The sequence below is a fragment of the Flexivirga endophytica genome (genome assembly GCF_014640635.1).
Lineage (GTDB): Bacteria > Actinomycetota > Actinomycetes > Actinomycetales > Dermatophilaceae > Flexivirga > Flexivirga endophytica.
Genome location: NZ_BMHI01000003.1, coordinates 330,084 through 353,265, shown reverse-complemented (window position 1 = coordinate 353,265; position 23,182 = coordinate 330,084). Strand labels below are relative to the sequence as shown.

The window sequence follows — 23,182 nt, the reverse complement described above, 5'->3', positions numbered from 1 at the left end:
TTCCGATCGCACAATCGAGATGAGGAAACCATCATGAAGCGCACACTCTCAGCGACCGCACTCGGCATCGCAGCGGCGCTCGCGCTCGCCGCCTGCGGTGGAGGCAGCAGCAACCCGCTCAGCACGGGCGGCGGCTCCGCCTCCGGCGGCGGCGTGCCGAGCGGCAGTGCCAAGGCCGGCACGATCCGGGTGGGTGCCGCCAACTTCCCCGAGTCGCAGCTCATCGCGGAGATCTACGCCGCAGCGCTCAACGCGAAGGGCATCAAGGCCACGACCGGTGACCCGATCGGGGCCCGCGAGGTCTATCTCAAGGCATTGCAACAGGGTTCGATCGACCTCGTCCCCGAATACGCCTACTCGCTGCTCACCTTCTACAACCCGTCCGCGTCCCAGACCGAGCCCGACGCGGTGCGGTCCGCGCTGACCAAGAAGCTGCCGAGCGGTGACATCGTGCTCGACTCGGCGCCGGCCGAGGACTCCAACACGGTCACGGTCACCAAGGAGACCGCCGCCAAGTGGAAGCTCAAGACGATCGGAGACCTGGCCAAGCACTCCAAGGAGGTGACCTTCGCGGCACCTGCGGAGTTCCAGAGTCGCGAGCAGGGGCTGAAGGGCCTGAAGAAGAAGTACAACCTGGTGCCCAAGAGTTTCCGAGCTCTGCAGGGGACGGCGATCGTGCAGGCGCTGAAGAACGACCAGGCGCAGGCCGCGAACATCTTCACCACCGATCCGTCGATCAAGGCCGACGGCTTCGTGATCCTGAAGGACCCCAAGCACGTCTTCGGCAGTGACAACGTCGTGCCGTTGATCCGCAAGGCGAAGGCATCCACGAAGGTGCAGACGGTCATCAACGCCGTGCAGGCGAAGCTCACCACCGACAAGCTCGCGGCGATGGACAAGAAGGTGCAGGTCGATCACAAGGACGCGTCGAGCGTCGCCAAGCAGTTCATCTCGAGCAACGGTCTGGGCTGACACCCCCCGGGTCTCGTCCCGCGCCGACCGTTCTCCATTCCGGGGAGCGGTCGGCGTTCGCATGAATCGGGAAGAGAATGAGTGAGTGCTCACTCATTCGTGTTATCGTCCTATGTCATGGCCGATGCGAAGACCGTCCGCGCGGGCCGGCGTGCCGCGCCGCTGCCTCCGCAGGAGCGCCGAGAAGCGTTGATCCACGCGGCGATCGAGGTCATCCGGGAGCGCCATACGTTGCCGACCACGCGCCAGATCGCGGAGGCCGCCGGGGTCGCCGAGGGCACCATCTTCCGCGTCTTCGCCAACAAGGACGCCTTCTTCGACGCCGTCCTCGACAGGACCTTCGACTCGCGCGCTCTGAATGAGGGCCTCGAGAAAATCGATGGCGACGCTGGCATGGAATCGGTGATGATCGACCTCGTGCGCCTGCTGCAGGCGAGGTTCCAGGAGATCTTCGACATCATGGGCGCCTTCAGCATGGTCGGACCACCCGAACGGTTCCGTGACCCGGAACGCCAGCGGCGCCAGGAGGCAGAGGTCGGGTCCTGCGTGCTGCGCCTCCTCGACCCGTATGCCGACCAGTTGCGGCTCCCGCCGCGTGAGGTGGCCCGACTGCTGCACCTGCTGACCTTCAGTGGGAGTCACAAGCACATCAACGACGGTCGCGTCCTGCAACCGGAGGAGATCGTCCAGACCGTCCTGTATGGCGTATCCGCGCCGGCAGGCAATCGTCCAGCACACCTCTATGGCGCCGGAGCGCGCGAAAGCAACTGACAACACAGAGAATCCAAGGGGAACAGATGCTCTTCAAGCTGATCCGGGAGCGGCTCGCGCCATACAGCGGACTGCTCCTCGGGCTGGTGCTGCTGCAACTGGTCAACGTCGGCGCCAATCTCTACCTGCCGACCTTGAATGCCGACATCATCGACAAGGGCGTCACCAAGGGGGACACCGGCTTCATCTGGAGCACCGGCGGCATCATGCTCGCGGTCTCCCTGGTGCAGATCGTCGGGTCGATCGGTGCCGCGTTCTTCGGAGCGCGGATCGCGATGTTCTTCGGTCGGGACACCCGTGGGGCGATCTTTCGGTCGGTGGGCCGGTTCTCGGCGCGGGAGATGAACCAGTTCGGTGCGCCGTCGCTGATCACGCGCAGCACCAACGACGTCCAGCAGGTGCAGACGCTGGTGCTGATGAGCTGCACGCTGATGGTGGGCGCGCCGATCATGATGATCGGCGGTGTGATCATGGCGCTGCGTCAGGACGCCGGGCTTTCCTGGCTGGTGCTTGTCGCAGTGATCGTGCTCGGTGTCGCGGTCGGTTCCGTGGTGCGCAAGATGGTGCCCGGTTTCCGGCTGGTCCAGAAACGCATCGATGTCGTCAATCGCGTGATGCGCGAGCACCTTTCCGGGGTGCGCGTCATTCGCGCGTTCACTCGCGAGCCGTATGAGGAGCGACGCTTCGACGAGGCGACCGACAGCCTCACCGAGATCTCCACCAAGGTCGGCAGCCTGATGATGATCATGTTCCCGATGGTCATCACGGTCATGAACCTCTCGACCATCGGTGTCTGGTGGTTCGGTGCGCATCAGGTCGCGGACGGCGAGGTCCAGATCGGATCGCTGTCGGCATACATGACCTACCTGATCCAGATCCTGATGTCGGTGATGATGGCGACCTTCATGTTCATGATGATCCCGCGTGCGTCCGTCGCGGCCGAGCGGATCACCGAGGTCATCGGGACCGAGCCGTCGGTGGTGCCGCCGCCGAAGCCGGTCACCCCGGGCGACGTGCGCGGGGTCGTCGAGCTCAACGGCGCGACGATGCAGTATCCCGGCGCGGACGACCCGGTGCTGCGCTCGGTCGATCTGCGTGCCGAGCCGGGGCAGACGATCGCGATCATCGGCTCGACCGGCTCCGGCAAGTCGACGCTCCTGTCGCTCATCGCGCGCCTGTTCGACACCACCTCGGGCACGGTCCGGATCGACGGCGTCGACGTGCGCGACCTCGACCCGCAGTTGCTCTGGGGCCACATCGGCATCGTCCCGCAGAAGGCATACCTCTTCTCGGGCACGATCGCCAGCAATCTGCGCTACGGCAACCCGGACGCCACCGACGAACAGCTCTGGCAGGCATTGGAGGTCGCGCAGGCCCGCGACTTCGTCGAGCGGATGGACGGTGGCCTGCAGGCTGCCGTGACGCAGGGCGGGACCAACGTGTCCGGCGGCCAACGGCAGCGATTGTGCATCGCACGAGCGCTGGTCGCGCAGCCGCGGATCTACCTCTTCGACGACTCGTTCTCGGCACTGGACCTGGCCACCGACCGCCGACTGCGCGAAGCGCTCGCCCCGCACGTCCGCGAGGCGACGGTTTTCATTGTCGCGCAACGCGTTTCGACGATCCGAAACGCCGACACGATCCTGGTGCTCGACGACGGGCACGTGGTCGGCGCCGGCACCCATGACGACTTGCTGGTGTCCTCGGAGGAATACCGCGAGATCGTCGCGTCGCAGGGCGGCACCGCAGAGGAGGCTGCGTGATGGCGAAGAAGACAACCGTGCAGGAAGCCGCCCCTGCGGCAACCGAGCAGCAGCCGGCCAAGCCGATGCGCCGACAGGGCGGCGGGCCGCACATGGGCCTGGGTATGGCGGAGAAGTCCAAGGACTTCAGTGGGTCCGCGAAGCGGCTGCTGGGGAGACTGACACCGCACCGGGCCACCCTGATCGTGATCCTGATGATGACGGTCGGCGCGGTGGGCCTGAACGTCGTCGGTCCGAAGGTCCTCGGCAAGGCGGTCGACACGATCTACTCCGGCGCGGTCGGCTCGCAGTTGCCGCAGGGGCAGACCAAACAACAGGTCGTTCAGGCATTGCGGGACCGAGGACAGGGCACGTTCGCGGACATGGTGTCCGGGATGGACGTCGTGCCCGGCGTCGGGATCGACTTCGGGACGCTCGGTCGCATCCTGTTGATCGTGCTCTGCCTCTACCTGTTCGCGGGGGTCTTCCAGTTCATCCAGGCACGCCTGCTGAACCGGGTCGTCCAGGACACGATGAACACGCTGCGCAAGGACGTCGAGGCGAAGGTCAACAAGGTCCCGCTGAGCTATCTGGACGGTCAGCCGCGCGGTGAGCTGTTGTCCCGCCTGACCAACGACGTGGACAACATCGGTCAGTCGATGCAGCAGACGATCAGCCAGCTGTTGGTCAACGGGCTGACGGTGATCGGTGTCATCGTGATGATGCTGACGATCTCCTGGTGGCTGACCCTGGTGGCGATGGTCGCGATCCCGATCGTGATGATCGTGACCCGTCAGGTGATGAAGCGCTCGCAGAAGCTCTTCATCGCCCAGTGGGGTCACACCGGCGCACTCAACGCGCAGATCGAGGAGACGTTCAGCGGGCACGAGCTGGTGAAGGTGTTCGGGCGGCAGCACGAGGTCGACGCGGCGTTCGACAGCACGAACGACCAACTCACCACGGTCAGTTGGAAAGCGCAGTTCGTCAGTGGTCTGGTGATGCCGATCATGATGTTCGTCGGCAACCTGCAGTACGTCGTGGTGTGTGTGCTCGGCGGGCTCCAGGTGGCGAACGGCTCGATGACGCTGGGCAATGTGACTGCGTTCGTGCAGTATTCGCGGCAGTTCACCCAACCGCTGACGCAGATGGCCTCGATGGTCAACCTGATGCAGTCGGGTGTCGCCAGTGCTGAGCGGGTCTTCGAGGTGCTCGATGCGCCAGAGGAACGCCCCGACGAGAACGCCCCGATGCCGCCGACCTGTGGAGCCGTGGAGTTCGAGCACGTCGACTTCGGCTACACGCCGGAGCAGCCGCTGATCGAGGACCTGTCGCTCGCGGTCGAGCCCGGCCAGACGGTCGCGATCGTCGGTCCGACCGGCGCCGGCAAGACGACGCTGGTCAACCTGATCATGCGCTTCTACGAGATCGACTCCGGGCGTATCACGATCGACGGGCAGGACATCACCGCGATCAGCAGGCAGGACCTGCGCTCCCGGATCGGGATGGTGCTGCAGGACGCCTGGCTCTTCCACGGCACGATCCGGGAGAACATCGCCTATGGCCGACTGGATGCCACCGAGGAGCAGATCCACGCCGCGGCGGAGGCGACTTTCGTCGACCGCTTCGTGCGATCGCTGCCGGACGGTTACGACACAGTCATCGACGAGGAAGGATCGGGTGTTTCGGTCGGCGAGCGTCAGCTGATCACCATCGCGCGGGCGTTCCTGGCAGATCCGGCGATGCTGATCCTCGACGAGGCCACTTCGTCGGTCGATACGCGCACCGAGGTGTTGCTGCAGGAAGCGATGGCTGCACTGCGCTCGGACCGCACGAGTTTCGTGATCGCACACCGGCTCTCGACGATCCGCGATGCCGACACGATCCTGGTCATGGAGGACGGCCACATTGTCGAGCAGGGCGACCATGACGCGCTGCTGGCAGCGGAGGGCGCCTATCACCGGCTCTACATGTCGCAGTTCGAAGGGGCGATGACCGAGACGGACCCGAACGCCCTCGACCCGGCCTGATCTTCACGAGGTTCAGTGCCGGCGCAACTGGAAGGTGAAGTCGGTGTCCTTTCCGTCCAGGAACTTGTGATTGCGGGCGTACCACTCCTGCAACTGCTGCTCCGGGCGGCTCGGGCTCAGCTCATCCGCCGACCGGCCGTAACGGGAGGCGTCGTGTGCGTCGAGGATGCTGTTGAGATGCTCACCCCTGGGCGTCTCGCACACGACATTGGTCCGGTTGACCGCATCCGGGTTCGGGACGCCGTCGGCTTGCGGCACTGGGTCGTGAACGTTCTCGACCGACAGCACCTGAACACTCTTGGGTATGTCGATCCGGCCGATCGGCGATCCGGCGGTGACGACCTCCTTGACGTTGAACTTCTCCCGGAAATGCTGGTCCGCCGCGAGGCGCGCAGCGACGATGCCGCCCTGGCTGTGACCGGTGAACATGACCGGCTCGGTGCCCGGCTTGACTCCTGCTTCCTTCATGGCGGCGGTCATCGCCTTGCCGATCGCCGGGTAGAGGGACGACTCCTTGCCCGCCATACTCGCCAGGTTGGCGGCCGTCGACGACGGTCCGTGGTCGCTGTGCAGGTTCCAATGCGTCGTGCCGGGGATGGACACCACCCACGCGCCCTTCCCATCCGCGCCGACCACTCGTCGCACGTGCACGACGGAGTGGTCGCCGGTCGACTGGTGCTCGGTGTCCGCGGCTTCGCCGACGATGTCGCCGAGTTGCCGGTGCTTCGTGGCACCGGGCTTCTTGCCGATCTGCTTGACGCTCAACGGCTTGTTGTCCTGGAACCAGCCCAGCCTCCGCCCGCTGGCAAGCAGCCACGCGATCTGGCCCTCGTAGTCCGTCGGCGACGGGGACGCGCCGAAGAGTCTGCGGATCGGGACCTGTGTGCGACTTTCGTATGCAACGAAGAACTGCGCCCACGCGACCGTCCCGTCGACCAGGGCGGGGTCGTCCTCAACGTTCTGCTGCACTTCTTTGGCGAAGTTCTTGCCCAGGGCCGACCCGTAACCCAGCATGTCCTGCAGGACGGTCGGCCCCTTCTGCGGCACCGACGTCTCAAGCAATGCCTTCTCCGATGCCTCTTGCACCGCCATGACGAACCGCACCGGTGTCGTGGCGACGTTGATCGCTGCGAACAGTTTGCGCTGGGTCGCGTCGGCCAGCTCGTAGGCCGTGGCGCTCCACCGCAGCGTGCGTGCGACGAACTCCATCCGCAGCGCCAGTCCGCCGAGGTTCAGGGTCAGCGAAGCGATCTGCTCGGTGATTTTGAGCGCGGAACCGGGCGAGAGGATCGCACTCTTCGCGGGCAGCGAGAGTCCGATGCTCACCACACCCGTGCACAGATGGGTTGCGTCGTCGCCGGAGCTGTCGAGCTTGGTCGCGGTCGTGCGCATGTCGAGGAAGTAAGCCTCGGTCGACCCCGAGCTCCCGGAGACCTTGCACTGCGGTGTCGTGCGCGGTGGTGTGTCAGTCGTCGCCATCGGAGCTCTCCTGGAGTAGCGCGGCGAAGGCGCTGACGCGGGCCTGCACCTCGATCGTGGTCATGGGCTGGAAGGTGAGGTCGTCGTCGGCATCGGCGTGCAGACGCCCCCAGCCGTCGGTGAACAAGTGCAGCATCGTGGCGAAGCCGTCACCGCTGCCGCCGGTCAGCTGCAGGGTCAGGATCGCCTCGGCACCCCACGCGAATTGCGTGACCCACCACGGAAGCCCGGGCATCTCGAGCTCTTCGAGGGCGGCGTCGAGCCGCTCGGAATCACCCTCGCGGATCACTTCGGCCAGGGCGAGCAACTCACCCGGTGCGAGCGGCGGCATGTCGACGGCAGGCGGTGGTTCGTCCGGCGGCGTCGCGCCCGTGGCCTGCTCCAGTGTCGTGATCAGCCCGACGAGTTCGGCGCCCAGTCGTGCGGCGGGGCCGGAGATCAGTCGCGCGTCGGACTCCGACGGGATGAGCAACTCGAACGCGCCCCCGCTGGCCCGTGCCAGTGCCGTCAGCTCCCGGGTCCGCATGCTCGCGGCGACCATGGCGTGCGGCCCTCCGGCCAGCCGTCGGACGACGTCCTCCATCTCGCCCGGCGCAACCACGCGGGCGGTGAGTTCCTGGGCCTGGCCGGTCACCACAGCAACGCCGATCCCGGCACGACGGTGTGCACGATGTCCTTCACGGTGTTTTCGTGGTCGGCGACATGCCGAGCATGGCTGTAGAGCAGCCGGCTGAGGTGGTCGAGGTCGTCGGCTCGGTCACGGAACTCCGAGGCACGGTCGGACAGCTTCTTGCGGAACCGCTCGGCGCCCTGGCTGTGCCACTGCACGGAGCTGTTGCTGCTCACCGAGGTCGCGGCGCCGCGAGCCTCCGTCGCGAGCCGGGCGGCGCGGCGTGCCTGAGCTCGGATCTGATCTGGATCGTCGGACATGCCGATGACAGTAGGCATTTCGCCGGGTGCGGCGCTGGCGAGACCGGTTCGCCTGTGGACAACCGTGCGTCGGCGCCGAGATGTGCACAAGTAGGGTGCGGGCATGGCCAACCCGTTCGCCGGACGCTACGACCTGCACGAGCAGATCGGCTCCGGCGGCATGGGTTCGGTATGGCGCGCGTACGACCGCAAGCACGACACGTGGGTCGCCGTGAAGGTGCTGACCCAGTCCGAAGCCGGGACGTTGTTGCGCTTCGTGCGCGAGCAGTCCCTGCGGGTGCGACACCCGCACGTGGTCGCACCGCACGGCTGGGCCGCGGACGACGACCACATCGCGCTGTCGATGGACCTGGTGCGGGGTGGGTCGGCGGCGACCCTGCTCGGCGACCACGGGCCGTTGCCCGAGTCCTACGTCGCCGTCGTGCTCGACCAGCTGCTGGACGGTCTCGCGGCGATCCACCGGGCCGGCGTCGTGCACCGCGACATCAAGCCGGCCAACATCCTGCTGGAGCCCACCGCCAGCGACCGGCCATACGTCCGGGTCTCCGATTTCGGCGTCGCGACGCGGGTCGGCGAGCCGCGGCTGACCGAGCGCGGCCACAAGGTCGGCACGCCCGGTTACGTCGCGCCGGAAGCGGCGTCCGCCGACCCGGCACCACCCGCCGATCTGTATGGCGTCGGTGTCGTCGGCCGGGTGTTGCTGACCGGGTTGGATCCGGACCAGTTGCCGGACCGGCACCCGTCCCGGCTCTGGCCTTTGCTGCAGCAGTTGAGCGCGACCGATCCGGCGGCACGCCCGCAGAGCGCCGAGGCCGCTCGCGGTCTCTTGGCTCGCTTCGTGCCGACCGGTCAGCCATGGCTCGGCGACCCCGAGCCGCCATACGTCTTCGAGCAACTCACGCAGGACGCGGACGACCCGGCGCACCCGGCGCACCCGGCGACCGTCGTCGACGCTGACACTGATAGCGACACCGGCAACCGGCAGACCACCCTGCGCGTGGTGATGGCCGCGAGTTTCGCGCTCGCGGCCATCCTCCTGGTGATCGTCCTGGTGCTCCTGCTGGTCTGATCAGCCTCGTCGACGCAGCGCGAGCGCAGCACCGGCGCCGAGGATCGCGAGCGCTCCGGCGCCGCCGGCCACACCTCCGATCAGCGTCCAGTCGGTGCCCTCCGCGCTCTCGACCTCGGGCACAGCGGCGGCTTCGGTCTTCGCGGACTTCGCGCTCTTCTCGGCCTCGGCCGTGCGGTCGGCCTTCGACGTCTCGTCCTCACCCGAGCGGTCACCCGCGGACTTCTGGTCGGCGACGTTGCTGCCCTTCGGAGTGCCGTCCGCACCGAGCGCGACGCCGGCGGACGACTTGACCATCTGTCCCGGCGCGAACTCCGGCGCGTCGGAGCCTGCGGTCCCTGGTGTAGCGACCTGCAGGTCGATCTTCAGCGGCGTCCGGACGGTGTCCGAGCCGTTGGCGAGGGCGCTGAGGCCCACCACCACGTAGTAGTCGCCGGCGACCGAACTGGCCACGAGATGATTGGAGTATGACGCCCGGTTCGCCATCCGGATCGGAGCGGTCACGGCCGCGACGCGGCCGCCCTCGTCGTCGAGCAAATCGGAGTGCGAGAGGGTGCCGGAGTCGCCCTTGGGCATGCCCTTCGGGAAGAGATCCGTGGCGACACCGCCGGCGGGCGACAGGATGTCGGTCGAGAGCCGGCGGAAGCTGGTCTTCGATGCGTACGCCGGGTTCTGCTCGGCTGTGGCGATGGCCTGCACCTGCTGGCCCCAGCCTGCGGAGACCTTGAAGAACTTGTATTCGCCGGGCAGCAGCTCGACCGTCGTGGTGCCGGGCTCCAGCCGGTCGGCGTCGGCAAGCCCGGAGCCACCTGCGGAGGTGCCGCGCGACTGCTGCACGGGCAGGCCGGGCCAGGTGCCCGAGACCGGTGCGTCGCGCTTGAGGATCTCGGCGTTGGTCGGCGCGGGCGTCTCGACGACATCCAGTTGCATCGGCGTCCCCGCTGCATCCTTGCCCCAGTCGGACTGCTCGACCTTGAGGATCAGGTCGGCGCTGTCGCAGGTGGAGGAGTCGTAGCGCGGTGCCGTGGACAGCACGCCGGTCAGCAGGTCACGCGAGGACTTCGCGAAGCCGAACGCCGTGGGTGACGCCGAACCGCACGAGGTGCCGTCGGGGGTGGAGACGGACAGCTGGAGCTGGCTGTTCTCCACCTTGGGTCGGGAGGTCGCACCGATCAGGAAGCTGCTGCCCGGCATCGAGTGGTGCAGCCGGTAGTACTTCGCGGTCTGTCCGTCCGCGGGGACGGTGTCGGTCCAGTGACCGGCGCCGATGTTCGGTGCGTCACTGCTGCTGCGGGTGCCCGTCACGGGTTTGCCTGCCACCGAGAACGATTGCGTCGCACGGGTTTTCACTGTCTCCAGGGCACTGGTCAGGCCGGTGGTGTCCGATGCGGGGAAGTATTTGCCGTTGGTCGCCGCCGCCACGCAGCGCAGCTGGGAGCGGGCCTTCTTGCCGACCTTGAAGCCGATCACATCGACGCGCAGGTTGACGCCCTTGGCGGCCAGGTCCTTGGCGGTGTCGCACGGGTCGGGGGAGCACGTCGACTCACCGTCGGAGACCAGCACGATGGAGCGGGTGCCGCTGTCGCCCAGGTCCTTCGCGGCCTGCTGCAACGCATAGGCCGTCGGTGTCTGGCCCTTCGGCGCATACCTGTGTATGGCGGACTTCAGCGCCGGGCGGTCCAGTTTCTTGACCGGCACGACCTGTTGACTGTCGGAACATGCCTGGGGGGTGTCCTTGCCGGGAGGCGCCGTGGCGCCATACACCCGCATGCCGACCTGGGTGCGCTCGTCCATGCCGTCGACCATGGTGGTCAGCGCCTTCCTGGCGGCGACGATCTTGGTCGTGCCGTCGCCTGCTGGATCGGCCATGGATCCTGAGGCGTCAAGCACGATTTCGAGCTTGTTGGTGATCTCCGGCGTGATAGCGCCGGCGGCTGGCGCGACGAGCGTCGTCATACCCGTGGCGAGGGCGCACGCCCCGACCGTGACGGCCGCCGTTCGTAGGTGTCGCATGATGCCTCCTGGTCTTTCCATCAGTAATCTTTATCTTTACTGACGTAAACCACGTGTTGGAGGTTTCCGATCGTCAAGAGATTTCTCTAGGCTGACCGGAATGGACCGCAGGAAGATGTCGTGATGGAGGACGTCGCCGCCCGTCGGGCGAGCCAGGCGCAGCTGTACGGCGAGCCGCTCAGCGCGATCATCGAGGGCATCGGCAGCAGCCTCGGCCTGACGCAGGGACGCATCGCGAAGGTCCTGGGGTTGTCCGCGCCGATGCTGTCCCATCTGGTCAGCGCCCGGCGGGTCAAGATCGGCAACCCGATGGCGCACACCCGATTGCTGCAGTTGCGGGCATTGGCCGCCGATGTGGCGAGCGGCCGGCTGACCGTCGAGCAGGCGGAGACCGTGTTGCCGCAGATCGCTGCGAGCAACGACAGTTGGACGACCTCGCACGCGCTCTCCGACAGCGCGGGTGCCGCGACTCCCGCGGAAGATGCCGACCCGCCGGCCGAGACCGACCCTGCCGCCGTGGTGCGCTCGGTCCAGGAACTCTTCCGCGGTGTCGCCGCCGCGGGCGACTGGCTCGCCGCGGCCGATGCGGTCGAAGGGGAGCACCCGGGGATCGCGGAAGTGCTGCGAACGTATGGCGCTGCGCGCACCTCGACGGCCCAGGAGCACTGGAAGCGCGTGCTCGGCGACTGACCGCGTCGGCACGGCGCCGTGGTTCTCCCGAACGCGGCGCGACGGCGGTAGCGTCGGCCCGTGACCACGGGACCGCTGGACCGGACGCGAGCGGCAGTCAGCCGGTTGTCGCCGGGCTACTTCGCGCTCGTGATGGCCACGGGCATCGTGTCCTCCGGCCTGCGGCTGGACGGCGCGACGTGGCTCGCGGACGTGCTGCTGGTGATCGCTGGGGTCTGTTTCCTCGGGCTGGTCGCCTGCACCGTATGGCGCCTGGTGGAGTTCACCTCACGCGCGGTCGCGGACTTCTTCGACCCGCAGCGGGCCTTCGGCTACTTCACCTCCGTCGCAGCGGCCGGCGTTCTCGCGAGCGGGGTATCGGCGCACGGCATGGTCACCCTGGCACTGGTGCTCTTTATCGTCGGCTTCACGACGTGGCTGTTGCTCGGATATGCCGTGCCCTGGGCGACCATGCTCGACCGCTCGCACCATCCGACGGTCCGGGGTGCCAACGGCTCCTGGTTCCTGTGGGTGGTCTCCAGCCAGTCGGTCGCGACGATGGCCGCCATACTCGAACGGCACCTGCACTCGGCCGAGCACCTCTTCGCGATGATCGCGGTGGTCGCGTGGTCGGTCGGCGTCTTCCTCTACGGCGCGGAGAGCATGCTGATCGCCCTGCGCGAGATGCTCTACGACGCCGACTTCGCCCCGTCGTACTGGGTGTGCATGGGCGCGGCGTCGATCACGGTGCTGGCGGGCGCGGAGATCCTCGACTCGCCGGGTTCGACGGTCGTGACCAATGTGACGCCGATCCTCGATGCCGCGACAGTGATGTTCTGGTCGTTTGCCTCCTGGCTGCTGCCGATGCTCATGCTGGCGTTCTGCTGGCGGCACTTCGTGCGTCGGATGTCGCTCGCGTATGACGTCAGCCTCTGGAGCATGGTCTTCCCGCTCGGCATGTATGCCGTGGCGTCGGTCCACCTCGGGCAGGTCGAGCAGCTGCCGTGGGTGGAGCACATCGGGCGTGTCGAGCTGTGGCTGGCGTTCGCGATCTGGTGCCTCGTGTTCGTCGGGTTCGTGCGGCACGTGAGCCGAACTCTGTTACGGCGGAACGTGTCCCTAGCAGACGACGAGCCGCTGCGACACCAGATCACGTAACGGGAACGTATTGCGCAGAATCCCGGCATCCAGGGGTCGGCGGCCATAGTGTGTTGCCGCATACGACAAGGCACCACCTTGCACGCCTCCCCAGGCGACCGCTGCCGGAAGGAATTCCACGTCATGGCATTCACACGCACTCTCAGCATCACGGGCGCAATAGCCCTCGCCGCCTCGCTCGCCGCGTGCGGTTCGAGCTCCAGCGGCGGTTCGTCGTCCGGGGGCGGCGGTGGTGGCGCCGCCAAATACGGCAACTGCAAGATCACCAGCAAGGCCAACTCGATCAAGATCAAGCCGGCGGTCAAGGACACCCTGACGGTCCAGACCACATTGCCTGCACAGGGCTGGTGGAACGGCACGACCGCGTCGTCCATCAAGGACGGCTACGAATACTGCATGGCGGCCGAGCTGGCCAACATGGCCGGACTGAAGAACCTGAAGATCAAGGCCGTGTCGTTCGACCAGCTGGTCGCCGCGCGCACCCACAACTTCGACCTGGCGCTGGCGGAGATCTCCATCACGCCGGAACGCGCAAAGGTCGTCGACTTCTCCAAGCCCTACTTCGACTCCAACATCGGTGTCCTGACCAAGAAGGGCGCCGGCATCACCGCGGACAACATCAAGGGCAAGCGCTGCGCGGCATACTCCGGCACCACGTCCGTCGACTTCCTGAAGAACAAGCTGAAGTGCAAGTCGCAGAAGGTCTACCCGGACAGCCAGACGCTGTATCAGGGCGTCCTGTCCGGACAGACGGACGTCGCGCTACTGGACACGGCGATCGTGCTCGCCGAGGCGAAGCAGACCGGCGGCAAGCTTGAGGTGCCTGGCCAGTACAAGACCGGTGAGAAGTATGGCGCGATCTACCCCAAGGGTTCGGCCAACGAGAAGGCTCTCGACAAGGGCATCACGACCCTCAAGGGTGACGGCACGCTGAAGACGCTGTCGAAGGACTACCTCGGGCCGGCCTTCGGTGGCGACCCGTCGTCCGTGCCGGTCTGGGCCGTTAAGTGACGCCGTCTGATGACGGGCGCCGGCGGGGTCCGTCATGAGTACCCACAGTCTCGTTCGGGATGACGTTCAGCAGGCTCCCGAGCCGAGCGCACCGGCCAAGGTCACCGGGGTCGCGGGAATCGCGCTTATCGTCGATCTGATCGCCATTGCGTTGATGTTGTACAGCGTCAAGTTGCTGCGCGATTACAACCACGGCAACACCGCTTCGACGATCGTGGGCGTGATCTTGCTACTGGCGTCCCTTGGTCCGCTATGGCCGACATTCCAGGGCTTCCTGGGTGCGGGCAAGCGCGCGAAACTGTTAGGTGACAAGCAACTCGTCGCCGCTCGGCGAGCGGCAGCACGTGGTCGCGAGGACACCGCGATAGGGATCGGCTATGGCGCTGCGGTCCTCATCGTGGCCGGTGTGCTGCTCCTGTTGCTGACCAACAGCGGCGCAGTCGCCGACACGTTCCTTCGTATCGACGCTTGGCGTCAGTCCTTCAACGAGGAGATCCACGCCTTCTGGATCAATGTCTGGGTGGCGGTCGTCTCGTTCATCCTCGTGCTGATCTTCGGGCTGATCCTGGCCATCATGCGCATGCTGCCCGGCCGTGCTGGGGCGCCGCTGCGGCTGATAGCGACGGTCTACTGTGACGTGTTCCGGGCGATCCCGGCGATCGTCACAGTCTTATTGGTCGCGTTCGGTGTACCGCTGGCGTTCACCTTCACCCAAACCTGGAATGTCGCGTGGCTCGGCGTGTTGGCTCTGACACTCACCTATTCGGCATACGTCGCGGAGGTCTACCGGGCAGGTCTGGCGTCGATCCACCCGAGTCAGACGGCTGCGTCGAGGTCGCTTGGTCTCAGTTATGCGCAGACCTTGCGGGCCGTGCTGGTCCCCCAAGCCGTTCGCCGGATGGTGCCGCCGTTGATGAACGATTTCATCAGCCTGCAGAAGGACACTGCCTTGCTGTCGGTCGCTGCCATTCCGGAGGTTCTACAAGTGGCTCAGTATTGGGAGAGCAAGCTATTCAACCTGGCACCGGTCACGTTGGCTGCCTTGTTCTTCATCATCATTACGATCCCGCAGGCTCGCTTCGTCGATTATCTGATCAACCGGGACGCGGCCAAACGGGCGGGTGGCTGAGATGGCGTTTCTCGAAATCAACGACGTTCGTAAGTCGTACGGCCACACGGAAGTCCTCAAAGGCGTTTCGATCAGCGTCGAGCGCCATGAGGTGATCTGTCTGATCGGTGCCTCCGGGTCCGGTAAGTCGACGCTGTTGCGCTGTGTGAACCAGCTCGAAGAGGTGAATGGCGGCGAGATCCTCATCGAGGGCGACACCGTTACCGGCGCCGGCGTGGACATCAACCGGTTGCGCCGCGATGTCGGCATCGTCTTCCAGAGCTACAACCTGTTCCCGCACATGTCGGTGCTGAAGAACATCATGCTGGCGCCGACCATGGTCGCCGGGGTGAAGGACAAGGAAGCTCGGGAGAAGGCCATGACCCTCCTGGAGTCGGTGGGCATGGCGGAGAAGGCCGACGCCTACCCGGACAACCTGTCCGGCGGTCAGCAACAACGCGTCGCGATCGTGCGCGCACTCGCCATGGAGCCGCGCATCATGCTGCTCGACGAGATCACCGCCGCGCTCGACCCCGAACTCGTCGGTGACGTCCTGGAGATCGTGCGCGAGCTCGCGCACGATGGCCTGACGATGCTGCTGGCGACCCATGAGATGGGCTTCGCCAAGGAGGTCGCCACCCAGGTGTGCTTCCTCGAGCAGGGTTCCATCCTCGAGAAGGGCCCGCCGGAGCAGATCTTCGAGAACCCGCAGGAGGAACGCACCCAGCAGTTCCTCAGCCGGGTGGTGAAGTCCGGCCGCCTGTGAGCTGATCACATCGCCGACAGGCTCAGCAAGACACCGAGAGGCCCAGCAATTCATCGCGAATTGCTGGGCCTCTCGGTGCGTATGTGGGCCTCTCGGCGAGAAGTCCGCGTTGCTACTCGGCGGAAGCGGTGGCCGGTTCTTGTTCCTTGCCGCGGTTGACCGCTGCGAGCAGCATGTTGGCGACGTCCACGACCTCGACCTCTTCGCGGGCGTTGCCGTCGGACTGCTCGGCGGTCAGACCGTCGGTCATCATCACTCGGCAGAACGGGCAGCCGATGGCGATCCGGTCGGCGCCGGTCGCGACAGCTTCCTTCGTGCGGTTGAGGTTGATGCGGGAGCCGAGCTTCTCCTCCATCCACATGCGGGCGCCACCGGCGCCGCAGCAGAAGGACTTCTCCCTCGAACGCTCCATCTCGCGATACTCCACACCCGGGAGCGCGCCGATGAGCTCACGCGGCGGTGCGTAGACACCGTTGTGCCGGCCCAGGTAGCACGGGTCGTGGTAGGTGACCGACTTGCCGGTCGACGCCGCGCTGCTGGTGATCTCGGCGTCCTCCGGGCGGGCGACCGGCACCAGGCGCTTGTCGCGCACCAGCTTGTTGAGCAGCTGCGTGTGGTGCAGCACCTCGTAATCGCCACCCAGTTGGGGGTATTCGTTCTTCAGCGTGTTGAAGCAGTGCGCGCAGGTGACGACGATCTTGGTCGCGCCGGCCTCGTTCAGCGTGTCGATGTTCTGTGAAGCGAGTGCCTGGAAGAGCATCTCGTTGCCCGCGCGACGGGCCGGGTCGCCGGTGCACGCCTCGCCGTCACCGAGCACGGCGAACGAAACGCCAGCAGTGTCAAGGAGTTCCGCGACCGCACGAGTGGTCTTCTTGGCGCGGTCCTCGTAGGCGCCGGCGCAGCCGACCCAGAAGAGGTAGTCGACCTCGTCGAGCTTCTCGACGTCCTGGCCGAACACCTTCACGTCGAAGGGGAGACCCTTGGCCCAGTCGAGGCGGGCGCGAGCCGCCATACCCCACGGGTTCTGTTTGCCCTCGAGGTTCTTGAAGAGGCCGCCGAGCTCGGACGGGAAGGCCGACTCGATGAGGGTCTGGTAGCGGCGCATGTCGACGATGTGGTCGACGTGCTCGATGTCGACCGGGCACTGCTCCACGCAGGCGCCGCAGGTGGTGCAGGACCACAGGACGTCCTCGTCGATGATCGCGCCGGCGTCGCCCAGCGGGTTGTATGCCGCCAGCGGCGAGTCATCGGCATACCCGGTGGCGCCGATCAGCGGGATCTCCATGATCGGGTTGTCGGCGGTCGCCGGGCCGGTGCCCTTGGCGGCCTCCGCCGCCTGGAGGTATGGCGCCCGCGCCTGCGTGTGGTCGCGCAGCGTCATCATCAGCAGTTTGGGGGACAGCGGCTTGTCGGTGTTCCAGGCCGGGCACTGGGACTGGCAGCGACCGCACTCGGTGCAGGTGGAGAAGTCCAGCAGGCCCTTCCAGGTGAAGTCCTCGACGTTGCCGACGCCGAAGGTCGTGTCCTCGTCCAGAGTTTCCAGCGACTCCATGGTCACCGGCTTGCCGTCGACCTGCATCGGTTGCAGTGCGCCCAACGAAGTGCGACCGTCGGCGTGCCGCTTGAAGAAGATGTTGAAGAACGCCAGGAAACGGTGCCACGCCACACCCATGGTGATGCGGCGCGCGATGACGATCAGCCAGGTCATTGCGGTGATGATCTTGATGGTGGAGACGACCACGATCAGCGCCTTGACGGTGTCGACGTCCAGGTTGTGCAGCCAGCCGCCATACCAAGCGGTGAGCGGGAAGTGCAGGCCGCTGGCCGATCCCTCGCCCTCGTACTTGCCGACGGCGTATTCCAGGCCGCGCAGCGCCAGCACGCAGATGATCTCGATCAGGATGACCATCTCGACGAAGTAGGCCTGCCAGAAGGTGGATCCGAAGAATCGCGACCGGCGACCGTCGTGCCCGGCCGAGCGCGCCGGGTGGTTCTTGCGACGGTTCCAGATCAGCCAGGAGATGCCGACCAGGCCGGTCCAGCCCAGCAGCTCCACGACCCATTCGTAGAGCACGAAGTGGCCGATCAGCGGCAGCGCGAAGGTCGGATCCCACACCTGGAAGTAGGAGGTCAGCACGGCCAGCGACAGCACGATGAAGGAGATCATCGTGACCCAGTGCGCCATGGCGACGATCGGCAGGCGGGCCATCCGGGTGTGGCCGAAGACCTCACGGACCAGCGTCGCCGTGCGGCGGCCCTTGCGGTCGCCACGGTCCTCCGGGCGGCCGAGGCGGAAGGTTCGCAGGAAGCCTTGTACGGCGGGGACGGCGACGGCGACGCCGGCGACGGTGATCGCCAGGGTGATGATCGCGGCCACGATCTGCAGGGCTGTCATGGTGGGAAGTCTAACCGCCTGTTACCAGCCAGTAACTTCCGCCGTACCAGTCGGTGCACGCGGCCGGGAATGGACATCGTTTGCGCGTTCAATAACTACCTGTTGGAATACACATAAGCGGTCCGGGTGTTGGACCGACCGCGTCGGAGCATGCCCGGCGCGTCCAGTTCTCATGGAAGGCAACAGACGTGCCCATCTTCGACGACGTCACCCAGGCCATCGGCAATACGCCCCTCGTGCGGATCAACCGCATCATCGACGGCGCGGAGGGCACCACGGTTGCCGCGAAGCTCGAGTTCAACAACCCAGGTGCGTCGGTCAAGGACCGCATTGGCGCCGCGATCGTCAAGGCGGCCGAGGAAGCGGGCGAGTTGAAGCCGGGCGGCACGATCGTCGAGGCGACCAGCGGCAACACCGGGATCGCTCTCGCGATGGTCGGCGCGGCCAAGGGTTACAAGGTCGTGCTGGCGATGCCGGAGAGCGCCAGCAAGGAGCGCCGCGCCCTGCTGCGTGCGTTCGGAGCCGAGCTCGTCCTGACCGACCCGGCCGGCGGCATGAAGGGTGCGGTCGAGAAGGCCGAGGAGATCGCCAAGGATCGTGGCGGCGTGCTCGCCCGCCAGTTCGCAAACCAGGCCAACGCCCAGGTGCACCGCGAGACCACCGCCGAAGAGGTATGGCGCGACACCGACGGCAACGTCGACATTTTCGTGTCGGGCATCGGCACCGGCGGGACCATCACCGGAGTCGGCCAGGTCCTCAAGGAGCGCAAGCCCGAGGTCAAGATCGTTGCGGTGGAGCCGGCCGAGTCGCCGATCCTCAATGGCGGCAAGCCCGGCCCGCACAAGATCCAGGGCCTGGGCGCCAACTTCGTCCCCGAGATCCTCGACACGAATGTGTACGACGAGGTCATCGACATCAACTTCGAGCAGTCCTTGGAGTGGGCCCGCAAGGCCGCCACCCAGGAGGGCCTGCTCGTCGGCATCTCCTCCGGTGCCGCGCTCGCGGCCGCTGCGCAGGTCGCTGCCCGTCCGGAGTCGGCCGGTAAGACGATCGTCGTCATCATCCCCAGCTTCGGGGAACGCTACCTGTCCACCGCGCTCTTCGAAGGCCTGGTTGACTGAGTACTTCGGCCGTCCTTCGTCCGGACTGCTGAGCGATTCCTGCACCCGATGGCCCTCCGGGCCGGACAGTTGACGCGACATACATGGCACACAGCACTCTGCTCACCACGGGTCACCGCGCGAAGCCGGTGACCCAGACGGTGCGTGCCGCCGTGGCTTCCGTCCGGGAGGACCTCGACGCCGCGATGCAGCGCGACCCGGCGACCACCTCGCGCCTGGAAATGGCGCTGGCGTCGCCGGGGCTGCACGCGATCTGGGTGCACCGGTTCGCGCACCGCATGTGGCAGCGCGGCGGACGCTGGCGGCTGCCGGCGCGACTGATGTCGCAGGCCGCCCGCATCGCGACCGGCGTGGAGATCCACCCCGGCGCACAGATCGGCAAGCGCTTCTTCATCGATCACGGCATGGGTGTCGTGATCGGCGAGACCGCCGAGGTCGGTGACGACGTGATGCTCTATCACGGCGTCACCCTCGGCGGCCGGTCCCTCGACCGCGTCAAGCGGCACCCGACGATCGGCAACAGGGTCACCATCGGTGCCGGTGCGCGGTTGCTCGGCCCGGTGACCGTCGGCGAGGAGGCACAGATCGGCGCCAACGCCGTGGTGGTGCGCGACGTGCCGTCATACAGCGTGGCGGTGGGTGTGCCGGCCAAGGTGCGCTCCTCGCAGCCAGTGGCCTCGCAGCCGGATCCCTACGCGGATCCGGCGCTGTTCATCTGAGAACGATCCACTCAGCGCCAAAGTCACGAAAGTCCCTACTGTCGTTACTTATTCGCGCTTTCGTGGCAATATGAGCGAGTAACTGACGACTGTAGCGACTTGTGTCGCCGTTAATCGGTCGCGTCGAATCGGTCGTCGGCAATACGTTCAGCGGATGCCGATGGATCTGACGCAGGCGCAGGCGTTGCTGAGCGACCGCTTCGAGGGCGTGCGGAACGTCGTGGCCGTGCGCGCGGGCGCCTGGTCCACGCCATACTTCTTCGACGCCCGGATCGACGGCGTCGAGCGTGAGCTCGTTGCTCGCTTCGGGCCGCACCTGGACGATTTCGCCAAGGACGCGCTGGCGTCGTCGTGGGGCTGCCCCGATCTCCCGGTGCCGCGGGCGCATGCGCTGTTGCGGACCGGTGATGGGTTCGGCGCGGTCACCGAGCGGATGTCGGGCGGATTCCTGGAGGACCTCGACGCGGTCGGCTGGTCACGCGCGTTGCCACGGGTCTTTGCCGCGATCGACCGGTTGCGGCAGGTCCGGCTGCAGACCGACCTGCCGGTGTCTGTCGCCGTGGATGACGGAGTCGAGATCGCTTTCGACACAGGGCAACTCGGCCTGACTCTCAGTTGGCACGACTGGTTGACCAGCCTGTCGGACGAGCCCGGGGAACGCGGCGGTGGTTGGTCGGGTCCGCTCGCGGCCTCACCGACGGGCGACCGCAGCTTCCACGCGGGGATGGAACTGCTCGCGACCCTCAGCGAAGGCATGGAGCCGCCGCGCAGCTTCGTGCATTGCGACCTGCTCAACCGCAACGTCACCGTCGCGGACGACGGCAGCGCCCTGCGGGCGGTCTTCGACTGGGGCTGCCTGTTCGCCGGCGACTACCTGTATGACGTCGCGTGGCTGGAGTTCTGGGCGCCGTGGCATGCCGGCCTGGCGAGGCTGGACGTGCGGGCTGCGGCTCGTGCGCACTTCGAACAGACCGATCCGGCGATGGATGCCTTCGACGAGCGAATGCGCCTGTGCGCCATACACATCGGGCTGTGTCACCTCGCATATAACGCGTATGTCGGCAACCCTGACGAGATCGCCGCCTGCGACCGGCGGATGGCGGAGTACGACGCCCGGAGGGGCGCCCCGATCTAGGCTCGGTGCATGGCTGAGCAAGAGGCACGACGCGTTGCCGTGGTGACGGGCGCGGGCAGCGGCATCGGGCGCGCGGTCGCCGTGGGTCTGGCCGGCGCCGGATTCGAGGTCGCACTCGCCGGTCGACGAACCGACGCGCTCGAGGAGACGGCGGCGTTGATAGGGACCGATTCGTGTATGGCGCTCCCGACCGACGTCACCGAAGAGGCAGCAGTGGTAACGCTTTTCGACCGCTGCGTGGAACGCTTCGGACGGGTCGACGTGCTCTTCAACAACGCCGGTGTGTCGTCCTTCGCGGCGCCGTTCGACGAGATCTCGCTTGCTGACTGGCGGGCCGTGATGGACGTCAATGTCACCGGCATGTTCCTCTGCGCCCGTGAGGCGTTCCGCAGGATGCGCGAGCAGCGACCGGTCGGCGGCACGATCATCAACAACGGGTCGATCTCGGCGCACGTGCCACGGCCGGAGGCCGCGCCATACACAGTCAGCAAGCACGCCGTGACCGGGCTGACCAAGCAGATCGCGCTCGACGGGCGACCGCACAAGGTTCGCTGCGGGCAGATCGACATCGGCAACGCGGCATCCGCCATGACGGCAGGTATGGCGGCCGGCATGCTCCAGGCCGACCGGTCGACGCGGCCGGAGCCTACGATGGACGTGCAGTCGGTGGTTCGTGCGGTCGTGCTGATGGCAACCATGCCCGAGGACGCGGTCATCTTCGACCTGACGGTCGCAGCCGCGGACATGCCGTTCGTGGGACGCGGCTGACGGTCGGTTCGACTCAACCGCCGGTCGAGTCGGATCTCTCGTAACGGGAACCGTCCGCTGAGCGCCGCAGGTGCCCGTGGTCGACGAGCGCACGCCGCAGCGTCGACACGTCGGACCAGATCGGTCGCAGCAGGTTGTTGATCTCCGTCTCGGACATCGTCACCTCCGGCGTCAGCTCGGCGGCAGTTGCGGCATACAGCTTCGCGGCGACGGCCGGTCGGCGGGGGATGCGGGTGAGCCGGCCGTCGTGCACGAAGGTGGCGAGCCGGGGCTCGCGGCGCACGATGCGTTCCAGCGGTGTCGTCATCCTCCGAGTAGAGCACCCGGACACCGGCCGAGGACACCGGTTTTCGGCACGCGGGGACCGCGAGTTCGCCAGGCGTCATTCACGGCCGGCGGGAGCACAATGGAGAGGTAACAACTCCCCCACAACAGGAGGTGGGTCATGGCAACACAACACAGTTTCGACACGTCGATGGCGCACCACCCGGACATCGTGGCCCTGCGGGACCGCTATGACCGGGCGGCGGGGACTCCACGTGCTCAAGTGGCAGAGGGCCTGATGGTCCTCGCCGGCGGGTACGCAGCGATCTCACCATGGGTCATCGGCTTCAGCGGCAGCACCACGCCACTGGCGATCAACGACCTGATAGTCGGGCTGGCGATCATGGCGATGACGCTCGTCTGTGCCGACTCCGGAGGCCGCATGTACGGCATGGCCTGGGTCGCACCGGTGATGGGTCTGTGGTTGATCGTCTCCAACTGGCTGATGAACGGCATCAACCCCTCGACCGGCACGATGATCAGCAACATCGTCGTCGGCGCGTCTGTGCTGGTGCTGGGCGCCGCGGTCATGGGCGTCGCGATGAGGCCCGAGAGGACCTGACGGGGCGGGCCGGGCGTTCTCGACCGGCGACCGTCGCCAGTCGGGCATGCGGGTAACGGTTCGACATACACCAAGGGGCTCGGTGACCGATCGGTCATCGAGCCCCTTGAAGTGTTGCTGGGAGTGAGGGTGTCACTCGCCCTTGGCGGCAGCCTTCAGCTTGGAGCCGACGGTCACCTTCGCGGCCTTGGATGCCGGGATCTGGATCTCCTCGCGGGTGCGCGGGTTGCGGCCGGTGCGGGCCGCGCGGTCGACGCGCTCGATGGTGAGCAGGCCCGGCAGCTGGACCTTCTCGCCGCGGCCGATCGCCTCGAGGATGACGTCGTTGAAGCCGCCGATGACGGCGTTGGCGTCCTTGACGCTCACACCGGTGCGCTGAGCGATGGTGCTGGCAAGGTCAGTGCGGTTCATGAATGGGTCCTGTTCCTTGTCTCGGGGACCGG

General features: G+C 66.7%; 22 protein-coding genes. 15 read left to right on the top strand and 7 right to left on the bottom strand.

Annotated features, from left to right (window positions below; translation table 11 throughout):
• Positions 1–33 precede the first annotated feature (33 nt).
• The 4 genes from IEX71_RS10295 to IEX71_RS10280 all read left to right on the top strand — a co-directional run bounded on the left by IEX71_RS10295 (position 34) and on the right by IEX71_RS10280 (position 5,512).
• Positions 34–972, top strand: a complete 939-nt coding sequence (locus tag IEX71_RS10295; protein ID WP_188836919.1) for an ABC transporter substrate-binding protein — start codon at positions 34–36, stop codon at positions 970–972.
• A gap of 117 nt (positions 973–1,089) precedes the next feature.
• Positions 1,090–1,743 carry a TetR/AcrR family transcriptional regulator gene (locus IEX71_RS10290; RefSeq protein WP_188836918.1) on the top strand — a complete coding sequence of 218 codons (654 nt, stop codon included), beginning with the start codon at positions 1,090–1,092 and terminating at the stop codon, positions 1,741–1,743.
• A gap of 26 nt (positions 1,744–1,769) precedes the next feature.
• A complete protein-coding gene (locus tag IEX71_RS10285; RefSeq protein WP_188836917.1) occupies positions 1,770–3,506 on the top strand; it encodes an ABC transporter ATP-binding protein in 1,737 nt (578 codons plus the stop codon).
• Positions 3,506–5,512, top strand: a complete 2,007-nt coding sequence (locus IEX71_RS10280) for an ABC transporter ATP-binding protein (protein ID WP_373284605.1) — start codon at positions 3,506–3,508, stop codon at positions 5,510–5,512. Before IEX71_RS10285 ends, IEX71_RS10280 begins: the two co-directional genes overlap by 1 nt.
• A 12-nt stretch (positions 5,513–5,524) precedes the next feature.
• On the opposite strand, the gene IEX71_RS10275 is transcribed toward IEX71_RS10280, so the two are convergent.
• The 3 genes from IEX71_RS10275 to IEX71_RS10265 are packed head-to-tail and all read right to left on the bottom strand — an operon-like array spanning position 5,525 to position 7,921.
• Positions 5,525–6,991 (bottom strand): lipase family protein, encoded by a 1,467-nt coding sequence (locus tag IEX71_RS10275; protein ID WP_188836916.1) that lies wholly within the window; start codon positions 6,989–6,991, stop codon positions 5,525–5,527.
• Complete coding sequence (locus tag IEX71_RS10270; protein WP_188836915.1) at positions 6,978–7,625, bottom strand: hypothetical protein; 648 nt, start codon at positions 7,623–7,625, stop codon at positions 6,978–6,980. Before IEX71_RS10270 ends, IEX71_RS10275 begins: the two co-directional genes overlap by 14 nt.
• On the bottom strand, positions 7,622–7,921 hold the full coding sequence (locus IEX71_RS10265; protein WP_188836914.1) for a hypothetical protein: 300 nt from the start codon (positions 7,919–7,921) through the stop codon (positions 7,622–7,624). The genes IEX71_RS10270 and IEX71_RS10265 overlap by 4 nt, the downstream gene beginning before the upstream one ends.
• Before the next feature lie 103 nt (positions 7,922–8,024).
• Here IEX71_RS10265 and IEX71_RS10260 point away from each other — a divergent pair, with 103 nt between their 5' ends.
• Entirely contained in the window at positions 8,025–8,990 is a 966-nt protein-coding gene (locus tag IEX71_RS10260; protein ID WP_188836913.1) for a serine/threonine-protein kinase, read from the top strand.
• On the opposite strand, the gene IEX71_RS10255 is transcribed toward IEX71_RS10260, so the two are convergent.
• Positions 8,991–11,003 (bottom strand): vWA domain-containing protein, encoded by a 2,013-nt coding sequence (locus IEX71_RS10255; RefSeq protein ID WP_188836912.1) that lies wholly within the window; start codon positions 11,001–11,003, stop codon positions 8,991–8,993. It lies immediately after the preceding gene.
• 123 nt (positions 11,004–11,126) lie between these two features.
• Between IEX71_RS10255 and IEX71_RS10250 the strand changes: the two genes are divergently transcribed.
• The 5 genes from IEX71_RS10250 (at position 11,127) to IEX71_RS10230 (ending at position 15,715) form a co-directional block, all read left to right on the top strand.
• A complete protein-coding gene (locus IEX71_RS10250) occupies positions 11,127–11,693 on the top strand; it encodes a DNA-binding protein (protein WP_188836911.1) in 567 nt (188 codons plus the stop codon).
• 60 nt (positions 11,694–11,753) lie between these two features.
• Entirely contained in the window at positions 11,754–12,830 is a 1,077-nt protein-coding gene (locus tag IEX71_RS10245; RefSeq protein ID WP_188836910.1) for a tellurite resistance/C4-dicarboxylate transporter family protein, read from the top strand.
• A gap of 123 nt (positions 12,831–12,953) precedes the next feature.
• On the top strand, positions 12,954–13,841 hold the full coding sequence (locus IEX71_RS10240) for an ABC transporter substrate-binding protein (protein WP_188836909.1): 888 nt from the start codon (positions 12,954–12,956) through the stop codon (positions 13,839–13,841).
• 34 nt (positions 13,842–13,875) lie between these two features.
• Positions 13,876–14,970: an amino acid ABC transporter permease gene (locus IEX71_RS10235; protein WP_188836908.1), complete on the top strand. Its 1,095-nt coding sequence runs from the start codon at positions 13,876–13,878 to the stop codon at positions 14,968–14,970.
• A gap of 1 nt (position 14,971) precedes the next feature.
• A complete protein-coding gene (locus IEX71_RS10230; RefSeq protein ID WP_188836907.1) occupies positions 14,972–15,715 on the top strand; it encodes an amino acid ABC transporter ATP-binding protein in 744 nt (247 codons plus the stop codon).
• A 112-nt stretch (positions 15,716–15,827) separates the two neighbouring features.
• On the opposite strand, the gene IEX71_RS10225 is transcribed toward IEX71_RS10230, so the two are convergent.
• Complete coding sequence (locus IEX71_RS10225; RefSeq protein ID WP_188836906.1) at positions 15,828–18,110, bottom strand: (Fe-S)-binding protein; 2,283 nt, start codon at positions 18,108–18,110, stop codon at positions 15,828–15,830.
• Between the two features lie 188 nt (positions 18,111–18,298).
• Here IEX71_RS10225 and cysK point away from each other — a divergent pair, with 188 nt between their 5' ends.
• The 4 genes from cysK to IEX71_RS10205 all read left to right on the top strand — a co-directional run bounded on the left by cysK (position 18,299) and on the right by IEX71_RS10205 (position 21,853).
• The gene (gene cysK, locus IEX71_RS10220; protein WP_188836905.1) at positions 18,299–19,231 is read left to right on the top strand and encodes a cysteine synthase A; all 933 of its coding nucleotides are present in this window, start codon (positions 18,299–18,301) and stop codon (positions 19,229–19,231) included.
• A gap of 83 nt (positions 19,232–19,314) precedes the next feature.
• Positions 19,315–19,950, top strand: coding sequence for a serine O-acetyltransferase EpsC (gene epsC, locus IEX71_RS10215; RefSeq protein ID WP_188836904.1), 636 nt, complete (start codon positions 19,315–19,317; stop codon positions 19,948–19,950).
• A gap of 154 nt (positions 19,951–20,104) precedes the next feature.
• Positions 20,105–21,085: a phosphotransferase family protein gene (locus IEX71_RS10210; protein ID WP_188836903.1), complete on the top strand. Its 981-nt coding sequence runs from the start codon at positions 20,105–20,107 to the stop codon at positions 21,083–21,085.
• A 9-nt stretch (positions 21,086–21,094) separates the two neighbouring features.
• Positions 21,095–21,853, top strand: coding sequence for an SDR family oxidoreductase (locus IEX71_RS10205; protein ID WP_188836902.1), 759 nt, complete (start codon positions 21,095–21,097; stop codon positions 21,851–21,853).
• 13 nt (positions 21,854–21,866) lie between these two features.
• Here IEX71_RS10205 and IEX71_RS10200 read toward each other — a convergent pair whose 3' ends face one another.
• Positions 21,867–22,160 carry a DUF2087 domain-containing protein gene (locus tag IEX71_RS10200; RefSeq protein WP_188836901.1) on the bottom strand — a complete coding sequence of 98 codons (294 nt, stop codon included), beginning with the start codon at positions 22,158–22,160 and terminating at the stop codon, positions 21,867–21,869.
• 138 nt (positions 22,161–22,298) lie between these two features.
• On the opposite strand from IEX71_RS10200, the gene IEX71_RS10195 reads away from it, so the two are divergent.
• Positions 22,299–22,739 carry an SPW repeat protein gene (locus IEX71_RS10195; protein ID WP_188836900.1) on the top strand — a complete coding sequence of 147 codons (441 nt, stop codon included), beginning with the start codon at positions 22,299–22,301 and terminating at the stop codon, positions 22,737–22,739.
• A gap of 132 nt (positions 22,740–22,871) precedes the next feature.
• Here the strand turns inward: IEX71_RS10195 and IEX71_RS10190 are convergent, their stop codons facing one another.
• Positions 22,872–23,150, bottom strand: coding sequence for an HU family DNA-binding protein (locus tag IEX71_RS10190; protein ID WP_188836899.1), 279 nt, complete (start codon positions 23,148–23,150; stop codon positions 22,872–22,874).
• Positions 23,151–23,182 lie beyond the last annotated feature (32 nt).

Excerpts from the sequence above, each read along its gene's own strand:
- IEX71_RS10285 (WP_188836917.1), top strand. The coding sequence starts at position 1,770 with ATGCTCTTCAAGCTGATCCGGGAGCGGCTCGCGCCATACAGCGGACTG.
- IEX71_RS10210 (WP_188836903.1), top strand. The coding sequence starts at position 20,105 with ATGCCGATGGATCTGACGCAGGCGCAGGCGTTGCTGAGCGACCGCTTC.
- IEX71_RS10280 (WP_373284605.1), top strand. The coding sequence starts at position 3,506 with ATGGCGAAGAAGACAACCGTGCAGGAAGCCGCCCCTGCGGCAACCGAG.
- IEX71_RS10190 (WP_188836899.1), bottom strand. The coding sequence starts at position 23,150 with ATGAACCGCACTGACCTTGCCAGCACCATCGCTCAGCGCACCGGTGTG.
- IEX71_RS10290 (WP_188836918.1), top strand. The coding sequence starts at position 1,090 with ATGGCCGATGCGAAGACCGTCCGCGCGGGCCGGCGTGCCGCGCCGCTG.
- IEX71_RS10200 (WP_188836901.1), bottom strand. The coding sequence starts at position 22,160 with ATGACGACACCGCTGGAACGCATCGTGCGCCGCGAGCCCCGGCTCGCC.
- IEX71_RS10230 (WP_188836907.1), top strand. The coding sequence starts at position 14,972 with ATGGCGTTTCTCGAAATCAACGACGTTCGTAAGTCGTACGGCCACACG.
- IEX71_RS10265 (WP_188836914.1), bottom strand. The coding sequence starts at position 7,921 with ATGTCCGACGATCCAGATCAGATCCGAGCTCAGGCACGCCGCGCCGCC.
- IEX71_RS10240 (WP_188836909.1), top strand. The coding sequence starts at position 12,954 with ATGGCATTCACACGCACTCTCAGCATCACGGGCGCAATAGCCCTCGCC.
- IEX71_RS10225 (WP_188836906.1), bottom strand. The coding sequence starts at position 18,110 with ATGACAGCCCTGCAGATCGTGGCCGCGATCATCACCCTGGCGATCACC.
- IEX71_RS10255 (WP_188836912.1), bottom strand. The coding sequence starts at position 11,003 with ATGCGACACCTACGAACGGCGGCCGTCACGGTCGGGGCGTGCGCCCTC.
- epsC (WP_188836904.1), top strand. The coding sequence starts at position 19,315 with ATGGCACACAGCACTCTGCTCACCACGGGTCACCGCGCGAAGCCGGTG.
- IEX71_RS10275 (WP_188836916.1), bottom strand. The coding sequence starts at position 6,991 with ATGGCGACGACTGACACACCACCGCGCACGACACCGCAGTGCAAGGTC.
- IEX71_RS10205 (WP_188836902.1), top strand. The coding sequence starts at position 21,095 with ATGGCTGAGCAAGAGGCACGACGCGTTGCCGTGGTGACGGGCGCGGGC.
- IEX71_RS10250 (WP_188836911.1), top strand. The coding sequence starts at position 11,127 with ATGGAGGACGTCGCCGCCCGTCGGGCGAGCCAGGCGCAGCTGTACGGC.
- IEX71_RS10195 (WP_188836900.1), top strand. The coding sequence starts at position 22,299 with ATGGCAACACAACACAGTTTCGACACGTCGATGGCGCACCACCCGGAC.
- IEX71_RS10235 (WP_188836908.1), top strand. The coding sequence starts at position 13,876 with ATGAGTACCCACAGTCTCGTTCGGGATGACGTTCAGCAGGCTCCCGAG.
- IEX71_RS10295 (WP_188836919.1), top strand. The coding sequence starts at position 34 with ATGAAGCGCACACTCTCAGCGACCGCACTCGGCATCGCAGCGGCGCTC.
- IEX71_RS10260 (WP_188836913.1), top strand. The coding sequence starts at position 8,025 with ATGGCCAACCCGTTCGCCGGACGCTACGACCTGCACGAGCAGATCGGC.